This window comes from Acinetobacter sp. BWR-L5 (assembly GCF_039655985.1).
GTDB lineage: Bacteria > Pseudomonadota > Gammaproteobacteria > Pseudomonadales > Moraxellaceae > Acinetobacter > Acinetobacter johnsonii.
In genome coordinates this window covers 326,910-344,174 of sequence record NZ_JAGFEV010000001.1, presented here as the reverse complement: position 1 = coordinate 344,174, position 17,265 = coordinate 326,910, and the positions used below count along the sequence as shown (strand labels likewise).

22 protein-coding genes and 1 pseudogene are annotated in these 17,265 nt (G+C 35.9%); 17 read left to right on the top strand and 6 right to left on the bottom strand.

Features of this window, described 5'->3' with window-relative positions; all coding sequences use genetic code 11:
- Nucleotides 1-1,085 precede the first annotated feature (1,085 nt).
- The 11 genes from JZ787_RS01750 (at nucleotide 1,086) to JZ787_RS01700 (ending at nucleotide 7,551) form a co-directional block, all read left to right on the top strand.
- A complete protein-coding gene (locus JZ787_RS01750; protein ID WP_234966440.1) occupies nucleotides 1,086-1,694 on the top strand; it encodes a hypothetical protein in 609 nt (202 codons plus the stop codon).
- A 26-nt stretch (nucleotides 1,695-1,720) separates the two neighbouring features.
- Nucleotides 1,721-3,094, top strand: a complete 1,374-nt coding sequence (locus JZ787_RS01745; RefSeq protein ID WP_346311490.1) for a CAP domain-containing protein — start codon at nucleotides 1,721-1,723, stop codon at nucleotides 3,092-3,094.
- The gene (locus JZ787_RS01740; protein ID WP_346311489.1) at nucleotides 3,084-3,863 is read left to right on the top strand and encodes a hypothetical protein; all 780 of its coding nucleotides are present in this window, start codon (nucleotides 3,084-3,086) and stop codon (nucleotides 3,861-3,863) included. The genes JZ787_RS01745 and JZ787_RS01740 overlap by 11 nt, the downstream gene beginning before the upstream one ends.
- A gap of 33 nt (nucleotides 3,864-3,896) precedes the next feature.
- Nucleotides 3,897-4,280, top strand: coding sequence for a hypothetical protein (locus tag JZ787_RS01735; protein WP_234965584.1), 384 nt, complete (start codon nucleotides 3,897-3,899; stop codon nucleotides 4,278-4,280).
- A gap of 96 nt (nucleotides 4,281-4,376) precedes the next feature.
- On the top strand, nucleotides 4,377-4,622 hold the full coding sequence (locus tag JZ787_RS01730; RefSeq protein ID WP_346311488.1) for a type II toxin-antitoxin system HicB family antitoxin: 246 nt from the start codon (nucleotides 4,377-4,379) through the stop codon (nucleotides 4,620-4,622).
- A 33-nt stretch (nucleotides 4,623-4,655) separates the two neighbouring features.
- Nucleotides 4,656-4,937: a hypothetical protein gene (locus tag JZ787_RS01725; protein ID WP_234965586.1), complete on the top strand. Its 282-nt coding sequence runs from the start codon at nucleotides 4,656-4,658 to the stop codon at nucleotides 4,935-4,937.
- 26 nt (nucleotides 4,938-4,963) lie between these two features.
- Nucleotides 4,964-5,536, top strand: a complete 573-nt coding sequence (locus JZ787_RS01720; protein WP_234965587.1) for a DUF6088 family protein — start codon at nucleotides 4,964-4,966, stop codon at nucleotides 5,534-5,536.
- A gap of 154 nt (nucleotides 5,537-5,690) precedes the next feature.
- Nucleotides 5,691-6,005 (top strand): type II toxin-antitoxin system prevent-host-death family antitoxin, encoded by a 315-nt coding sequence (locus JZ787_RS01715; RefSeq protein ID WP_234965588.1) that lies wholly within the window; start codon nucleotides 5,691-5,693, stop codon nucleotides 6,003-6,005.
- Between the two features lie 2 nt (nucleotides 6,006-6,007).
- Nucleotides 6,008-6,289 carry a hypothetical protein gene (locus JZ787_RS01710; protein WP_346311487.1) on the top strand — a complete coding sequence of 94 codons (282 nt, stop codon included), beginning with the start codon at nucleotides 6,008-6,010 and terminating at the stop codon, nucleotides 6,287-6,289.
- 252 nt (nucleotides 6,290-6,541) lie between these two features.
- Complete coding sequence (locus JZ787_RS01705; RefSeq protein WP_130235165.1) at nucleotides 6,542-6,847, top strand: hypothetical protein; 306 nt, start codon at nucleotides 6,542-6,544, stop codon at nucleotides 6,845-6,847.
- Between the two features lie 392 nt (nucleotides 6,848-7,239).
- Nucleotides 7,240-7,551, top strand: a complete 312-nt coding sequence (locus JZ787_RS01700; RefSeq protein ID WP_234965590.1) for a 3-hydroxybutyryl-CoA dehydrogenase — start codon at nucleotides 7,240-7,242, stop codon at nucleotides 7,549-7,551.
- A gap of 142 nt (nucleotides 7,552-7,693) precedes the next feature.
- Here JZ787_RS01700 and JZ787_RS01695 read toward each other — a convergent pair whose 3' ends face one another.
- Nucleotides 7,694-8,248 (bottom strand): hypothetical protein, encoded by a 555-nt coding sequence (locus JZ787_RS01695; RefSeq protein ID WP_234965591.1) that lies wholly within the window; start codon nucleotides 8,246-8,248, stop codon nucleotides 7,694-7,696.
- Nucleotides 8,249-8,461: 213 nt separating this feature from the next.
- On the opposite strand from JZ787_RS01695, the gene JZ787_RS01690 reads away from it, so the two are divergent.
- Complete coding sequence (locus JZ787_RS01690; protein WP_234965592.1) at nucleotides 8,462-9,025, top strand: tetratricopeptide repeat protein; 564 nt, start codon at nucleotides 8,462-8,464, stop codon at nucleotides 9,023-9,025.
- A gap of 85 nt (nucleotides 9,026-9,110) precedes the next feature.
- Entirely contained in the window at nucleotides 9,111-9,515 is a 405-nt protein-coding gene (locus JZ787_RS01685; protein ID WP_234965593.1) for a hypothetical protein, read from the top strand.
- Between the two features lie 182 nt (nucleotides 9,516-9,697).
- Here the strand turns inward: JZ787_RS01685 and JZ787_RS01680 are convergent, their stop codons facing one another.
- Entirely contained in the window at nucleotides 9,698-10,003 is a 306-nt protein-coding gene (locus tag JZ787_RS01680) for a hypothetical protein (protein WP_234965594.1), read from the bottom strand.
- A gap of 272 nt (nucleotides 10,004-10,275) precedes the next feature.
- Nucleotides 10,276-10,650: a rod shape-determining protein gene (locus JZ787_RS01675; RefSeq protein ID WP_234965595.1), complete on the bottom strand. Its 375-nt coding sequence runs from the start codon at nucleotides 10,648-10,650 to the stop codon at nucleotides 10,276-10,278.
- A 282-nt stretch (nucleotides 10,651-10,932) separates the two neighbouring features.
- Here JZ787_RS01675 and JZ787_RS01670 point away from each other — a divergent pair, with 282 nt between their 5' ends.
- A complete protein-coding gene (locus tag JZ787_RS01670; protein WP_234966442.1) occupies nucleotides 10,933-11,286 on the top strand; it encodes a YnfA family protein in 354 nt (117 codons plus the stop codon).
- A 37-nt stretch (nucleotides 11,287-11,323) separates the two neighbouring features.
- Here JZ787_RS01670 and JZ787_RS01665 read toward each other — a convergent pair.
- Nucleotides 11,324-11,543 (bottom strand): annotated as a pseudogene (locus JZ787_RS01665) (DUF6500 family protein).
- Nucleotides 11,544-11,838: 295 nt separating this feature from the next.
- Between JZ787_RS01665 and JZ787_RS01660 the strand changes: the two are divergent.
- A complete protein-coding gene (locus JZ787_RS01660; RefSeq protein WP_234965596.1) occupies nucleotides 11,839-12,099 on the top strand; it encodes a LysR substrate-binding domain-containing protein in 261 nt (86 codons plus the stop codon).
- Between the two features lie 2 nt (nucleotides 12,100-12,101).
- Here the strand turns inward: JZ787_RS01660 and JZ787_RS01655 are convergent, their stop codons facing one another.
- The gene (locus JZ787_RS01655) at nucleotides 12,102-13,754 is read right to left on the bottom strand and encodes an EAL domain-containing protein (RefSeq protein ID WP_346311486.1); all 1,653 of its coding nucleotides are present in this window, start codon (nucleotides 13,752-13,754) and stop codon (nucleotides 12,102-12,104) included.
- A gap of 282 nt (nucleotides 13,755-14,036) precedes the next feature.
- Nucleotides 14,037-15,602, bottom strand: a complete 1,566-nt coding sequence (locus JZ787_RS01650; RefSeq protein WP_268842018.1) for a sensor domain-containing diguanylate cyclase — start codon at nucleotides 15,600-15,602, stop codon at nucleotides 14,037-14,039.
- 200 nt (nucleotides 15,603-15,802) lie between these two features.
- Here JZ787_RS01650 and JZ787_RS01645 point away from each other — a divergent pair, with 200 nt between their 5' ends.
- Nucleotides 15,803-16,324, top strand: a complete 522-nt coding sequence (locus JZ787_RS01645) for a sigma-70 family RNA polymerase sigma factor (protein WP_234965599.1) — start codon at nucleotides 15,803-15,805, stop codon at nucleotides 16,322-16,324.
- Between the two features lie 7 nt (nucleotides 16,325-16,331).
- Nucleotides 16,332-17,216, top strand: a complete 885-nt coding sequence (locus JZ787_RS01640; protein WP_234965600.1) for a FecR domain-containing protein — start codon at nucleotides 16,332-16,334, stop codon at nucleotides 17,214-17,216.
- Nucleotides 17,217-17,265 lie beyond the last annotated feature (49 nt).

Genomic DNA, 17,265 nt, shown 5'->3' with positions numbered 1-17,265 from the left:
TAGATAAGTTTTAAATACTTACCAGCATTACTTCTCACGGTAATGGTGGCAGCGAGACAGGGGTGAGAATACTGAATCTAGGATCAGCCAACCTTACGGTTGCCCTATCAAGCTGCCATAACGACTGCTAAAACAGTAGACAAAAAAATAGCCGCGAGTGCGACATTAATTTGCACCTAGATTGTATCAGGTTCTCACGCCTGAACACAGATTTTGCTGTGTCCTATAAGCTTATCTGCGTATCCCGTGAACTGTCAACGCTGTATTTGATTATTTTTACAAAACACAACATTTCATTAATTCATTGATTAAGCTTTAGTTATTGGGGAAGTCTGACGGCTGGGTCTACCTATGATGAACAGGAATGTGTTGTTTGATACAGCAGGGCTTTTTTTCAGATCCACTTAAAAAAGTGAATGTTTGGTGAAGATCTATTCAATCATTTTATTCATTTATTTTATTACAGAAGAGCAGTTCATTTTAGACCGATCCATAGCATCAAAATCAGCCCATCGATGGTTTTAATTTGAGCTTATGGGCGAAATCAACAACTTAACTGAATTTATTCAAGCCGATCATGTGAATTTTATCGTATCGCGAAATTGACTAAAGCGCTGGATAAATCTAATATGAGCTCGCTGGCCTACATTGCCAGTCGGTTTTAGCAGACCGTTGATCCAGCACAGAAAATAGCCTGTCTATTTTTTGTGGACCTTCTCGTCCCCCTTTTTTTCTATGGTAGGGCAGGAGGGGGACGTCTTTGACGTGCTGGTTCCTTGGATCCCAGTCTGCTAACCCTCTTTTGCTCTGCCACCATTATTTAGCAGTAATCGGCAGAGCTTCTTAAGATTCAAGGAGCTTCTCATGCTGTACCCATCTATTCTTTATTGTGCCTCCGCACCTGTTCAACCTTGTTGTGTCTTTCAACAGGGCATACAGCACTGATTTTAATTTTTAAGCTGTATTAAAAAAACATTTTTACACGAACAATCTCTAAGGTGGATGGCTCAATCACGCCTATAAAAAATACTTATTTTTATATCCCCTGGTGATTGTCAATAGCATTGAACATGCGGGGAACAATGATGTCTGAATTCACTCAACCAAAAATCATTCCAATCGAAAATCGCCCACCAAAATCCAAGGTCTTTGTTAAGTGCATTGTAGTGCCGATCGTCCTCTTTTTAATTATGGCTAAAGTGTTTTCCTTTGGCTGGTTTGGTTCTCTATTCTTTGGCATCTGGCTGTTGTGGTTTGTGATTGTTTATTACTTGTATACCTATGGCAGCACCTACTTTGCAGGTATGACGGAGCAACTGAGCCGCCAAGGTGAACAGTTTAATTATCACAATCGCGGGGTCTGGATTAACAGTCAGCATAAAACCATCATCCTGTTTGATGAACCCGAACAGCGTTTAGTGAAATACCCATTTGACTATATTACGTCGGTTGGCCACTTCAACTTAGTTGAAGATAAAGTGTCCTATTCAAGCACAGTCACCAGCAATCCGATGACGGGAACGCATATCCACCATCACGAACATCGCAGCCCAGTCAAAAGAGAATACCAAGTCAATATTGGAACACGCGATCAATTCAAACCGCATTACCGCCTCAAAGTGTTGTTTCCTTGGCGTAGCCCCAAAATGGCCAGTGAAATCCGCCAACTGCTATCGGCTGATCATTACCAATAATAACTAAGCATAAGAGGGGGGATAAAATGATGAAACGTATAAAAAAGGGGATACCATCCATTAGAATCAGCACCCTGATGCTGACCATCAGTATGGCGATGGTTGGATGTGGCGGTGGTGGGTCAGGTGGCAATACTGGTTCCAATAGTGGTGGAACGGGTGGGGCAAACGATGGGGGTACTTCACCTCAGCCAGTGACCTGTTCTAAAACGCAATATCTGCAAGAAGGGCTCTGTAAAAACAAGACAGCACAACGCTTTGAACCCTTACAGATCCATCGCTTTCTCAAAGGGCAGGCCTATCAGTTGAACCTGAAGACGGATCAAGATCTGGCCCTCAGTTTTAGCAGTCAGAGTCCGAATATTTGTGACTTTGAACAAGGCGAGCTCAAAGCCCTTGATGTGGGCAAATGTACTTTAAAACTGACACAGGCGGGAACCTCACAGCTTCTTCCTGTGAATAGCACAATGATGGTGGATGTCATTGAGGCGCAAGCAGAGGAGCATAAAGATCTGAATGCCTGTCATGCAGGAAGACCCAGTGAGGCGGAGCGTCAGCTGTTTATCAATACATTGAATGAGATTCGTGCCTTACATAATCTGCCGAAAGTTCGCTATGACCAGGCTTATGAAGACCAAATGATGCAAGCCTCTATGTTACTGGCGGTGAATGAAAAGACCTCACATTATCCAGATGGAACATGGCGTTGTTTTAGTGATATTGGCTATCAAGGGGCTTCAACATCGAACTTGAACTTTGTTCAAGCCTATCAACCTTTAGCCAGCTACGGTGCTGATACCCATGTGATCAATTGGTTGATTGAAAAAAACTCGGCCAGTATTGGCCATCGACGTCATATCTTGAGTCCCTTCCTGAGCAAAACTGCCTATGGCGAAGTCTCCAATACCGAGGCTAAAAGCGTATCGACCATCTTAGGCGCGGCCATGAAAGTGGTTTATCCCTATGCATCGCAAACCCTAAGCACCACGATGCCGAAAGGGGTGATTGCCTATCCGTATCATGTGTATCCGAAGAAATTCTTTGCAAAAACTGAACCTTTATCCCTGTCGATATTAGTCAATCCACAGAATGCCTATGCCAACAATACGGTGGATTTTTCACAGGCGAAGCTCATAGTGACTAGACGAGACAATCAGCACATCCAAACGATCAGCAACATCCAGTATGACAATATCAGCTATGGTTTAGTCGCCAATAATCTGCAATTTCATTTTAGTGCAATGGAATACAACGTGATCTATGACGTTCAGGTGCAGCATGTGATGGTGGATGGAAAAGCTGAGGACTATGCCTACTGGTTTAAGGTTGATGATCAGTCCGGTGAACAACGCTTATCAGGAGAAAAACGCTCATCAGGAGAACCATCCGATGACATTTAAGCTGAGACCATTTTTACTCGCCAGCACTTCATTGTTGGCATTGCAGACTGCGGTGGCACAGCCGGTTTCTACCTTCAAGGTAGTGACTGTGCAGCCTGTGACGTTAGAGCAGGGCTTAAACTGTTTGGATTGGGCCAAGCAAGAACAGTCCTTTAGCAATCAACTGGCCACGGGAGATTGGACGCATACAGCAGCCTCTAAGCTAACAACGCTGCAACAACAATTTAAGCAGCAATACACCAAGCAAAAATCAAGCGTTGTGGATGATCCAGACGATGAAAACTACTGCGAGGATTGTCCTGAAATAGAAGTCTATTTGCCCAAAGATCAACGCAATCCGATTCAACGCATCGAGGCGTTGATGCAGGTCAGTGTGGCTGGGGTAAGTACCTCGATTTATCGCAATGATGACATGGCTCAGACCAAGCAGAAGCTAGAGGAAGGGTTAAAGATTCAGTTCAGTCACTATAGCGGGCAGCAATATAAATACTTTAAACAACAGTGGGATCAAGCCTCAGCACATGACAATGAGAAACGAACCAAGACCCATCAGGTCTTTCAACAATATCCGCATTTAAAGGTGTTTAACGGAGAGGTCTTTCAAAACGGAAAGCGGTACAGCCCTAAACAGATTTACATCTATACCCAGCACTATAAACGGGATGCTTCTGATCTGACCGACATGATTGCCTATATCAGTCTGTATGACCATCCCGTGAATCCATCACAGCACATATTACAGTGTGGCTTTATTGACAATGTGTTCTAAACATCTTCAACTGAATAAATAAAGAGTAGCATCATGAAAAAAATATTTTTAGCGGGCTTATGTCTCAGCCTGTCAAGCTGGGCTTGTGCGGGCGCCAAAGAAAGTCTTGTGGGAAAACGTCTGGTGATGGACATCCCTGAGGTTCAATGTGCCGGCTTGTCCTTCTCCAAAAATGGCAAAGATGCGGCGATGTATGCAGAAATGGGGCAGTGTCAGGATCCCTTACATCTTAGGGTCAGATGGTTGGATGACAAGACCTTTATCTTAATTGAAAAAGTACGCCTCATTGAGACTTCGCCACCCCGTAGCTATTTATATAAGGTCAAAAGCGTCAATCAGCACTATGTAGAACTCACTCAGATCTGGACAGGGTGGGGAGACTCAAAAGACGATACGCTGGGTTATTATTTTAGATAACAAGAGTGTGCTAGTGATTAAGACAGGCCCTTGCTGAGGCAGGGGCTTTTAAAACAAGAAATGAATGATTCGATCAGTATTTATAGGAATTAGATCATGGTATGTAGTCCAGTATTTTATCCAGCAAAATTTGAACAAGAAGGGCAAGCGTACAACGTTTCATTTCGGGATATTCCAGAGGCAATGACCTGCGGTGACAATTTCGAGGATGCGCTACAGATGGCTAAAGATGCGCTGTTCACCAGTATGGACTTTTATCGTGAAGAGGATCGGACTTTACCTCCACCCAGTGAATGCCAAGAGGGTGAGATTCTGATTGCTTTAGTTCAGGCACTAAAATAAACCATCAGATGGATTAAAAGTGAGGAGACCAATGTGGAAAGAAAAGAACAGGAAGACCTGGAACAATACAACGACCTAGAGCAACCCACAGATATTTTATGTGATGTTTGTAAGGAGTCCACTCAACTGAACCATGCTGTCCTGTCTGCCAATTGGGGCAGTGGGTCGAAGCATGATGGAGAACAGTATGAACTGCATTTATGTGAGGCATGTTTCTTCGCGACTCTCGCAACGTTAAAAAGAGAACATCGGGTGAAGCAGATGTTTAATGATGATTTTAATGAGTCTGTATTGGAACGATTTGGTCTGAAATAAAGATGTCACGATGACGGATTGTGCCTATGGATGAAAATATTAAAAGACGATTGGCCACTGAATTGAAAAACTTAGCAGCAGGCTCAGTGTTTTCTGTTCAAGATTGCAGTGTTCCTCTTTCCAAGCAGCAGCTGTTAAGCTTTTTATCTCCCTATTTGGAGCAGGGGGAGGTCAGTCGGGTTGTGCCTAACATTTACTATAAAGTTAAATTCTCAAATCTTTTTAATCCTCCGAGAGCTTTACCTCCTGATCTCTTTGACGTGTTAGACGCGATCACTCGATTAACGGGTGAAACGTTTCAATATGATGGAGGCTATTGTGCCAATCGTTTAGGGTTAAGTACTCAAGTGCCTCTATATCATGTCTTGCATACCAGTGGTCGCTCAAGGCGATTTAAACTGGCGGGTGTAGATGTAGTACTGAATCACACGGATGATCAACGACTGCTTCAATACCCTTTGCAAAAGGTCGGTATGGCGATCTCAGCTTTGTACTATTTAGGCCCAAATGTTGTGGATGATAAGATTATCAAAGCGATCAAAGATCAGTTATCACCTGAGGAGTATGCAAAGTTACTTTCAGCAGATTTGCCGAAATAGCCTATTCCTATTTGCACCCTAACTGTCATTCCTGTTCCAAGTATGCCATCAAGAATTAAATTACATAGTTAAATTGATATTGCATGTTTGAAATATGGTCAAATTATATGGCAAATATGATGCAATTCTTACCATATAGTATGAGGTCTTAGATATGAAGGGATTAACTTTTATTAATGGTGCGACTGTTTCTGCGACTGATGTTCGCAAGTCTTGGAGTAAAATTGTTCAAGCTGTCATAGATAGCCATAAACCTGTTTTTGTTTGCACGAACAATACGCCCGAAGCTGTTGTTCTAAGCTTTGAAGAATTTCAAAACATGCTGGAAATCGTTGAATCTGCTCGACGTGAACAGCTAGGACATCAGATGGTTTGTGATCTGTTGGATATTGCTCAGTTAACTGGTCAGCCGATCAAACATATGCTTTTGAACAAAAAAGGTGTGTTTGAAGAAGCAGAAGGGCAATAAGCATGTCTGTTGGTGATATTTATGGGATTTTCGTAAGATTTGGTTTAGATACTCTTGAAGGGAAAGAGCGTTATACAGTTGAAATTGTTAAAACTAATTTAACAGTTGTACTTTTAGATTCGATTATTAGCCAGTACAAAGCAATAAAAAATGAGTTATCACCTGAAGATTATGCAAAGTTACTTTCAGCTGATTTGCCGAAATGGATCAAAAGGTTGATGAGTGATTATGAAAATTGGACTGCCACCACTTTCCTAGACAAATATGGTCTATTCTTGGACTGACACATGTATTAGGCTCTACATCTCCTGCTTCAGGATTTAATACTAAGAATGTTTTGAATTTCTCCTATTTTTCCTGAGTCCAATAAACAAGACCAAATATTGTATACATTGATTTTAGTTATACTACCTTGCAGTAGTTTATTTCATACTACTTGGTGATACTTTCACATACTAATTTTTAATGCACAGAGTTAAAGACGATGTACTATTTCGCAGAGGATCCCTTCTAGGTAATGTTACCTAGGAGGAACAATGAAAAAACTAAAACATCAATACAAGCAATCAATACAAAGTACTCGACACGATTATCTTTGGAAGGTTTACCCTAATGTCAGAAGTTCTATATTTAAGAAATTTAGTTTTCAGCAAGAGCGTAGCTTTTATTTTTTGCATCGTATTGAATACAAAAGCTATTCGCTTAAAATTCGTGTAGCACGTGGTACAGGCTTACCTCATGTTTGGGATGATTTTCCGACTTGCGTTTATAAAGTTGCTAAAAGTTGGAAACATAATTCTAAGAGAGCACATCAGTACTACAAAGAACATGAACAAAAATAAAAAATGGGAGCTGTTGATTGATCAGCTCCCATTTTTTGTTGTATCGGCATAAGCTCCATTATGTTAAATAGGGCTAAAATTCCCTCTTTGAAAAATCCGATTGTGTTTATCCTAGACAGTTTTAAGCAAATATCGGTAACTGTCAGATTAAGTCGGAACTAATACACATGATCAAAGTTTTAATACTGCGCATCCTGCTTCCAGGCTGCACAGCACATTCGATTTCGACAAAGCTGTATGTCACTGTTTGTGTGCAATGTGTGAATTGAGAGAGCATTTTAAGTAAGGGCGGTTTTATATAAGCACCGTTATGTTAAATGGAGTAAAATTCTACGGATTTTAATATCCATAGAAATCTTTTAGTATTCATTTTTAACATGAAATTTTCCATTATGAAAAAACCAATAATTTTCTCAATATTATTACTAACTTGTTCCTTTTCATATGCGGAAGAAAATGAAGAATGTGAAGGAATTGCATATGCGGCTGACACATTGATGACTTTCCATCAAATGGGTTCAGACGTAGAAAAAGCTAAAAGTATTTATAGCAACCTTTTCAAAGAGGAGGGTGAAATTTTCAATCAGATAGTAGATGAAGTAAAGAAATCACCTGTCCATTCCAAAGAGGAAGATGCAGAGAAAGCTGTTGAAGACTTTAAAAATAAGTGGAAAAACTATTGTATAGAAAACAATATAAAGTGATTCATAATCGGATGATTATCTATTAAGATTTCCTGAAGTTAACAGAATATACCTTGTAAGAAAGCTAAAATGGGATTTCTAAGATCCCATTTTACCGTATTTTTTAAACTTCTTATAAGTGCCATTATGTTGAATGGAGGAGTTAGATCCATCCTCCAGTAATAAAATCTCCTGAATCATACCCAATAGAGTACCCAACCTTTCTCTCTGGGTAAGCAGTTTTATAATGATTGATTGACGCTTGTGCTAGCTTAAGTGCATAAGCTAAAAACAAAGGATATTCAGCATAATTATCTAGTTCTGTTTCATCTGCTAAATCTTCAATAGATCGTAAAATTGCAGAGCTAAAAGCTCCTTGCTCAGGATAATATGTTGTGCCTTCAGACATCCAATCTAGGTTATCTTCTTCTGCAATGTATTGCTCTGATACTGCAAAATATAGATACCCATTATCAGAAAGACCAAACCAAAACCCTTTCTCAATGAAGGGGGAAACCTCTTTTTCTAAAGTATCAATTAAATGAGTTGCTAAACTTTTAACTTCTGTTGCGTAATCTAATTGTTTGAATAGCTCCCAACTTTTGTTTGGCTGCATTTCATGGCAATGATTGATGATCGTTGTCATGAAATTATCAATATCCAGATCATTTTTATGAAGATCAATTTCTTTAAAGATTTTTACGAAGTCAAATGACATAAACAGCCTACATTTTCCAAAAATTTAATAAGTAAGATACTTTTTAGATTGCATAAAATTAACATAATACGAGTTGTGCAAAGCGTGAGCCAATTGCCCAAACTTTTTGCTTCGTTTCACCGCCATTATGCTCAATAACACTGAATTTTCATCTTTATAATGTATAATTACTAATCTACAAAATTAAATATAGCTTTAATATAAAGGAAGAAAATGAAAATTTTCAAAATTATATACATTGCTTTAGGACTAATACTTTCTATGGAAACTCTAGCTAATCCAATATTTTCAAATGACTTATTAACAAAAGCTAAAAATGGAGATTTATCAGCACAATTAGAGTTGGCTGATGTCTATATACATGGTTATGGAGTTGATGAGGATGAAGCCGAAGCTGAGCGCTGGGCTGTTAAATCAGCAGAAAATGGGAATGTTGATGCAATGTATTGGCTTGGTGATGGTTACGCGACATATGCTGATTTATTAGGTGACATGGACCCAGGCGATGCTGAAGAACACTATAAAAAAGCCTTTGTCTGGTTTTCAAAAGGGGCTGATCTGGATCATACGGCTTCTATGGTAGGTTTAGCTAAGTTGTATCGCAATGGTGAAGGGATAACGAAGGATATAGACAAAACATTAGATTTATTAAATAACGCTGTATCTCTTGGTAGTAAGGAGGCAATGAGGGAACTTGAATTTATGTATCAATACGGAGTAGGTGTAGAACAAAATCAAGATAAAGCAAAATTTTGGGAAGATAATGCACAGATGTAACTATTTAAAATAATACACGTTAGATGAAGCTTAAAAATGATTCTATAACCTTAACTTTTATGTTTTTTACTTATATTAACTATACATGAGCACATTCAGCATAAAAAATTTAGTTGCCAAACATGCAATTATTTTTAGTTCTACAGATTCTGAAATATCTATCCATATTTTTATGGAGCCACTTATCTACCAAGATAAGATCGTAAGCCCAATAATTCGCTTAGATGATATTGACTTACCAACAACAAAACTTTGTAATTTGGTAAATAAGTCTTTGGCTTTTACTAAGGGTGATTTAAGTGGTTCGATATATTTAGGTGGTGCCCATCACCCTGTGGATGTAATAGGTTTAAGCTTTTTCCTAAGTAGGCAAAATAAATTAACTGTTCTAGTTAAAGGTATTTATGACTTTGAATATGAGGGGCTAGATGGTGCAACTAATGAAGAGCTTGTATTAAATACATTACTTAGTTGTTGTGATGTTAATTAAGACTAGAAAAATGAATAGGAGTTCTAGTCTTAATTTAATTCTTTTAAAATTAACATAATACACCTTGTACGAAACTTTTGGAACTTTCATATAAAGATCAATGTCTTAGTCATATACGTTCTAGTACACGAAGTACTAGAACATATTTTTTGTGATTATTCATGTTACACGTAATAATTTAATCAAAAAAATATTAGAAAACAACTAATTAAAACAAAAAAGCTAATTTTGATGTTTCTAGCTTTAGGTTCTACAGGATAATTTTTAGATAAAGCTATTAATTTTTCCCTTTTGCTTAAATACAACGGAAATATGATTATCCATATCAAAAAACTTAGTACTGCCCACCAACCTGCACCCATGTTAAGGAATCCACCCTGAGGTGTTTTGCCAATTTTATGCCTTGAAGCATCTATATAAATCCATAGTGAGCATAAACAACCAATTATTTGTAAAATTTGCCCAAGACTAGTTAGGTTAATATTCATTAATTTAATTTCCAATGACTTTGCAAAATTCGTTTCTCTCTAAAGAGTGGTAAAAATTCTTTTAATATGTTGGTGAAGCGCGACAGTGGATGGACTAGCAATTGATGTCGAACGATTGAGTGAGGTATGGTTTGAGTGAAGTGCTATGCAGCCTGAAACCAGGATGCACAGGGCATTCAATTTATACTAAAGTGCATGTCACTATTTGTTTACTGTGTGTGAATTGAGAAAGTCCTTACATGAGGGCTTTATAAAAATATAAAGATTAATCGTTATTCGCTTTCAATGGGATTTCCATCAAGCTCATAGAGCTTTACTTCTCGTGCGCCAGTATCAAAAAATAATTCTTTAAAAGCGCGGATTTCAATTTTAGCCAAACCACCTTGTATAGGCTCCATAATTTGGACAATCGCGATAGGAGCTGTGGGCTTGAAAAAAGATAAGCCTTTAGAATGGTGCTTCATCAAAGCTTTTAATGTCGTTGTAGCACTTTCAAAATCTGCCAAAATCATTCTTGGATGGTTATATGGAATTTGGGGAATTTCTATTGATTTGACTGTACCATCGTTCTGCATCAGACACATACGATCTTTATAAAAATGTATCCATATGGCTTTAGGATGTTTTGTTAAATGATCTTTGATCATTTTAGCTCCTCGGATAAAAAATTATCTGATTATAAATATCTTTTCTTAGAGTTTTCAATTGCATTCAGTGTGATTCGAATACATTAGAATTGAACTGTTTGACAAATTACATTTAGTATTAATTTCAGCAAAGGTTTAGGCTACTGTATGTTTGCAATACTTGAATTAAAAAGCGCTCAGGAGCCTACTTTTAGTATCAAGCCTTATATTCTGCATAAAAATTACTTATTTTTCTGGGATTTTAGTATATTACCTTGCGTAATTGTAATCATTGGGATTTTTATGGAATTCGCATTCAGTAAAATTTTTAACACAGTATTTTTATTCTTTGTTACAGCATTAATGGAAATTCTAGGTTGTTATTTTCCTTATTTAATTTTAAATCAAAACAAATCTCAGTGGTTATGGATACCAACAGCTTTAGCCCTGGCTGCATTTGTTTGGTTGTTAACTTTACATCCTGCTGCTTCTGGTCGAATTTATGCAGCTTATGGAGGTATTTATATTATGTCTGCCTTGTTGTGGTTAAAGTTTGTAGATGGAGTTGATTTAACGAAATTTGATTTACTTGGTGGCTTGATTGTTATGGTTGGAGCATTAACTATTATTCTCCAACCACAAGGATTGATTCGGTAAGGATTTTTCTTAAGTTCTTTCTTTCATGATTAATATTTCAGAGGCCACTTAAAACGATCTGCTTAATTTTTTACTGCCTTTTCAAAGTGATCTAGTTTATTCTCTAAGATCCACCATTGAGCAGCCTCCATCAATAGTTCTGGGTTATCGTTTTTGTTCTTGAAGAAAGCGTAAAAGGAGAGTCCAACATTTTCTCCTTTCTTCTCAATTTTTTCATTGCATCCACGAATAAAAATCTCTTTTAATTCATCTCTCACATGTTTTAGTAATCCATGTAAATTTTTAATCTAACTTGAAAATGACCAGTCCTACGGCTGGGCTTATTTTCCAATAAAAATGATCCAGAACAATTAGTTTGGATTTTCTTAATATTGTGGTGCATCGTATGCAATTTCATACCATTCAGGCTTTGATGAAGAGCTCATTATCATTGCCCCCCAGAACTACTCTAAGATTTTAACGCCTTTAGATGCAAAAAATGCAACAGTGCTTGTTTTTAAAGAAGGGTGCTCTTATCGAGATCGACTTTTAAGTTGGTATTAGTCCTTCAATATGACGCCCAAAAGAATAGCTGAAGTTGCATCCTACCATACCATTCTTGGTGGTGTAGCAGCAGGAATGGGAATTGCGATTATTCCAAAAACTATGTTTGATAATTTCCAAAATAAAGATTTGTTATCGATCCACTCTATAGATACAGAATTAGGAAGAATACAGATTGAATTAATTTGGAGAAAAGAACTAACTTCTGCAAATATTTTGGCTTTAGAGAAATGCCTTAAAAATAGACTATTAATATTAAATTCTGAGTGAGACTAGTTATGGTCTGAACTATTTTTTAAACGATCTTTATTTATCCAGTTTTCAACAAGATGTTTAGGTATTGGTTTGGCATAGTAATAGCCTTGAATAATATTACAATTAGATTTTTTTAAGAATTGATATTGTTCAATTTTTTCGACCCCTTCGGCAACTATATTTAGATTTAAGTTTGCTGCCAAATTTATCATTGTAGAAACTAAAGTATTGTATTTTTGATCTTCATTAATTTTTTCAATAAAACTTCTATCTATCTTTATCTCATTTACTGGCAAATTGATCAGATTCGATAGATTAGAATATCCTGTACCGAAATCATCAATTGAAAGGTGAATACCAAGTTCTTTAATGGTCGAAATATTCTTTAGCATAGGCTCTGATAGAGAAATCATAGTATCTTCAGTGATTTCTAATGTTAGCCTAGAGCCTGATAAAGCATTTTTTTCTAATTCTGAACTGATGTAATTACTTAAATTTGGATTTTCAAAATTTGAAGCTGATAAATTAATTGAAATTTTAGGAATACATACGTTATTTTCATCCCAAATCTTTAGTTGATTACAGACTTGATGAATTACCCAATAACTTAATTTATCCATTTGGCCAGTTTCTTCAATTATCGGGATGAATTGATTAGGAGAGATAAACTCTTTTGTAATTGGGTGGCGTAACCTAACTAATGCTTCTAAGCCATACAATTCATTTTTTTTTATGTCTACTTGTGGCTGGTAAAATAATTCTAACTTTTCATCGAGCAGTGCTTTGCGAACTAATTGAGACAAATAGCTCTTTTGTTTTTCATTTTCACCAATGCCTTTTGAAAAACATGCATAGCTATTACCATTATTGCTTTTGACTTGGTACAAGGCACTTTTACACTGGGAAAGCCAAGACGTTTTGTCAGCTTGATTATACTGGCTAAAGCCAATACTTGCTGTTAATAATAATGAGTGGTTTGCAATGTTAATTTCAGCACCTATCCAATTAAGGATATTCTGAGCTGTTTTTTCTGCTTCATTACATGTTTGGTATGGGGTAACAACGATAAAAATATCTCGTTCAAGCCGACTTAAAAAAAATTGATCTTTTAGTTTAGTCCTTAACTTTTCTCCAAGTCTTTTTAAGAGTTGGTCACCAAAAGCATAACCTATAAGAAGATTGACCTCTTTAAAATGATCTATATCAATCATAAATATCGATGATTGATCTTGCGCGTATTGATCAATATGGTGTAATAAATTATTTCTATTGGGTAAACCAGTTAGTTGATCAAAAAAAGTTAAGTTTCGAATTGTTTTTCTATTATTTTCTTGATCTATAGCAAGTAGACAAAATTCGATCCCAGCATTTGCAATTTTCAGCAGCGTTTCTGATTCAACATCAATTTTTTCCTTAAAATAAAAGGCAAAAGTTGCCACTACATTATCCAAATTATCTTTAATAGGATAAGAGCAACATGCTTGTAATCCATAAGGTAGAGCAACATCTTTATAATTTTCCCAATGAGGGTCTGTCTTAATATCCTCTACAATAATAGGCTGTTTTAGATAAGCCGCGGATCCACAATTTCCTACATTTTCACCTATTTTTAATCCAGCGTAAGAAGCACCATAGCCCGAGTCAATATCAGGTGCAGCCCATGGAATCATTTTTTCATTTTCAATACAGCAGAGGGAGACATATGCACTAGGAATAATTGCTTGTATACGTTTGCACAGGAGATTCCCGAAAGAATGAAAACTTAAGTCATTCGTTAATATTTTAAGAAGATCATTCCTAAGATGTGTGATTTCAGTGTCTAAACTAAAGCCTAATTCATGGATATTTTTAATTTTGTTTAAGGACGGAAAGGGTATGTGCTTGGGCCTAATGTTAATCATTCCGTTCTCTTATTTTATTTCCATACTTGATTTATATCATTTTTTGAGACTTTAACAAACTTGATTTCGTCCTTGGGCTTTAGCTTGGTAAAGTTTCATATCAGCCAATTTGATTACCGTTTCAATATCAGTTGAGTCATGGGTGAAAAAAGAAACCCCTATAGATACCGTTATTTTCATTGAGTCTTGATAAAATAATTCAATTGATTGTCTTAACTCTTCAGCAGCAGCATATACGGTCTTAACATCATCAGTTGCGACGAAGATCATAAATTCTTCTCCTCCAACTCTGCAACAGATATCATGTTTTCGAAACTGACTACTAATGACCGCTGTAATATTTTGAAGAGCCTTATCACCTTGATCATGCCCATAGGTGTCATTAATTTTTTTGAAATGATCAATATCCATGGCTATCAGACCAAAATGTGTGTTGGTCGCGATTAACTCCTGCAACAACAAATCCATTCCGCGTCGATTATACAATCCAGTTAAAGGATCAGTATTTACATCCTGTTTTAACTTTGAAATTTCCTCATTAAATTTTTTAGAACTAAATAGTAAAGCAGTACGGAACCGAAAAACTTCAAAATACCAAGGGTTTACTTTCTTTATTTCATCTTGTATTTCTGGTTTTGTCAGCATACTAGCCATTTGAGCTAAATTATTAAGTGGTGATGAGATACGATGTGAAAGCTTCCAAATAATCATGAACATGATCAAGTAAAAGAACAGTATTCCAATACATGCTTTATAAATAATCTTATTTGCTTGACTCAATAATTCTTCTGTCGGTTGTTGTGAAATAACAGTCCAGTTTACACTTGGAACATGTGCAAAGCCCGCTAAATTAGCAAGATCTTTACTGTTTATGAGTTGAATATTTCCAGATGAATTTTGGTTAATAAACTCGAGACCCGTATTGTTCTTAATTGTCTCTCCAATGCGACCCTGATCAGGATGGAATATAATTCTGTTCCTATTATCAATAACAAATATATAGCTTTTTTTATAAGGATAACTGGTCGATATGAGTTCATTGATTAAATTATTCTTTTTTAAATAAACTGAGCCTGTAATACAACCCAAGAAATTTTGATTTTTATCGAAAATTGGTTGAGAAACCAGAACTAGCAAATTTTTAGATAAGCCTAAATAAGGTGGTGAAATATATGTTTTTTTAAGTCTTAATGACTCTGAAAGACCTAGGCTCGTGTAGTGCTGATGACTGTTAGAAGTCATATTTTTAGGATTAATATTTAAGATATAAGAATTTTTATCTACGATACTAATAGAATTAAACTTTTTTGATTGTAATTTTAAACGTGTTACTTCTGAATTTCGTAATTGATTATCATCAAAATCCTTCCCTAAAAGATGAGCGCTGAACTGTAATTCATCCAACATACTTTCAAAGTACTTATCTGTAGTTAGTGCTATTTTGGTTGCGTATTTTTGATTGTTAAGAAGTGAACTTTGTATGAGTTGTTCTTTAACTATATAATTTAAAATAAGTATTGATGTAATAAAAAGAATAGATGTACAGATAAAAATTAAAATTAGGATGAGTTTTTGAAGATTCAATTTTGTATAAAAATATAAAAAAAAGTTATTCAACAGGAATCCCCACAAGTGACTTGTAATTTTGATGAGAACATTAAGTTGACTCAAAATCTATAGAATTTGGTGTTAATCAATTTTGAGAACAGTATATTATTTTTATTTGTTTATAAGTTGAATTTTTAAAAGGTATAAATTCACGTTGATAAATGAGCAGTCTTAAACGATAATGAGAATTATTTTTACTGGCAATGGTTATGGTAGATGACACTACTTTCGAAGATCACGATCTTGTCAAATACTATGATGAGCTTGTTGAGTATCTCAATGTAAAAATAGGGAATAGGCAAATTGCATTAGATGCAGTACAAGAAACGTATTTGCGAGTTTTACAACGTCCAGAACAGTTTTTGAACTTGGTTAATCCAATAGCTTTCTTGAAGAAAGTGAGTATTAATATTGCTTTGGATAGCCTTAGAAAAGTTAAGAATTATGACAAATACTTTGAAATTATAGACACAGATGAAATTGACTTACTAGTTGACTATTCTGCGTTGTCAGAGCAGGAAATCAGTGTTGTACGTCAGCAATATACAGATTTGATTTTGCACAAGATTAATACTCTACCACCGATGTGCCAAGATGTTTTTTTATTAGTACAATTCCACGGAATGACACAGGTTGAAGTAGCTAAGCAATTAGGTATCTCTCGCACAATGGTTATTAAGCATTTAACCCGTGCATTACAAACTTTTAAATCTATATTTATAGAAGAATAAAAGCATAATGAATCTTAAGAAAAATCGTCAAAAACTTAAGCAACATAGTTTGCAAGATATTCAAAGTATGATTGCATGTTTTGAAGATGATATTTTACCTATCATTCCATCGAAAGTTGAAATTTTACTTCGAGCTAAACAGCGAAGATTGAAGAAAAAAATCTTAGGAAGCTCAGTATTAACATTGTGTACAATGCTATGCGGATTGTATTGGTACAATCCTGCTTATCAAAAACAGAATTTTATGACCCGTTTGGGTGAGCAGAGAAATATTCAGTTAGGTGATGGAAGCAACATAACTCTTAACACAAATACATATATACAAGTTGAAGGGAGACTTCGCAGTCGTGAAATTATTTTACATAAAGGTGAGGCAAGCTTTCATATAAAGCATTTTGAGAATAAGTTTTTTAAACAGTTTGAGCGTAGTTTTCAAGTTACTGCTGGTAATTTGTTTATTGTTGATATTGGAACAGTTTTCAATGTGCAAAGAAATACAAATACGGATTCTACAGTTACAGTACTCGAAGGTGAAATTACTGCGGGTATAGTGAATAAGAAAAATACTATGGTGTATTTAACTAAGGGGCAATCATTAAGTAACCAGAATTATGTACTTTTAGGACCAATACAGACAAATTTGGATATTGTGACAGCTTGGCAAAATGGTCATGTAATCTTCAATAAAACATCTTTAGAATCTGCAATTCAGAATTTCCAGCGATATACAGATTTTGATGTCACGATGAATAATTCTGAATTAAACAATATTAAGATAAGTGGTCAGTTTAAAACGTCGAACTATCAAGAATTTATGGAGGTTTTACCTTACATTTCTCCAGTATCAGTTGTGACTGATTCGAATAAAAATTGGGAAATAAGAAAAAAATAATTAGTTTAGGTTTACATATAGGAAAAATGATTCGTCTTTGTAAATGAGA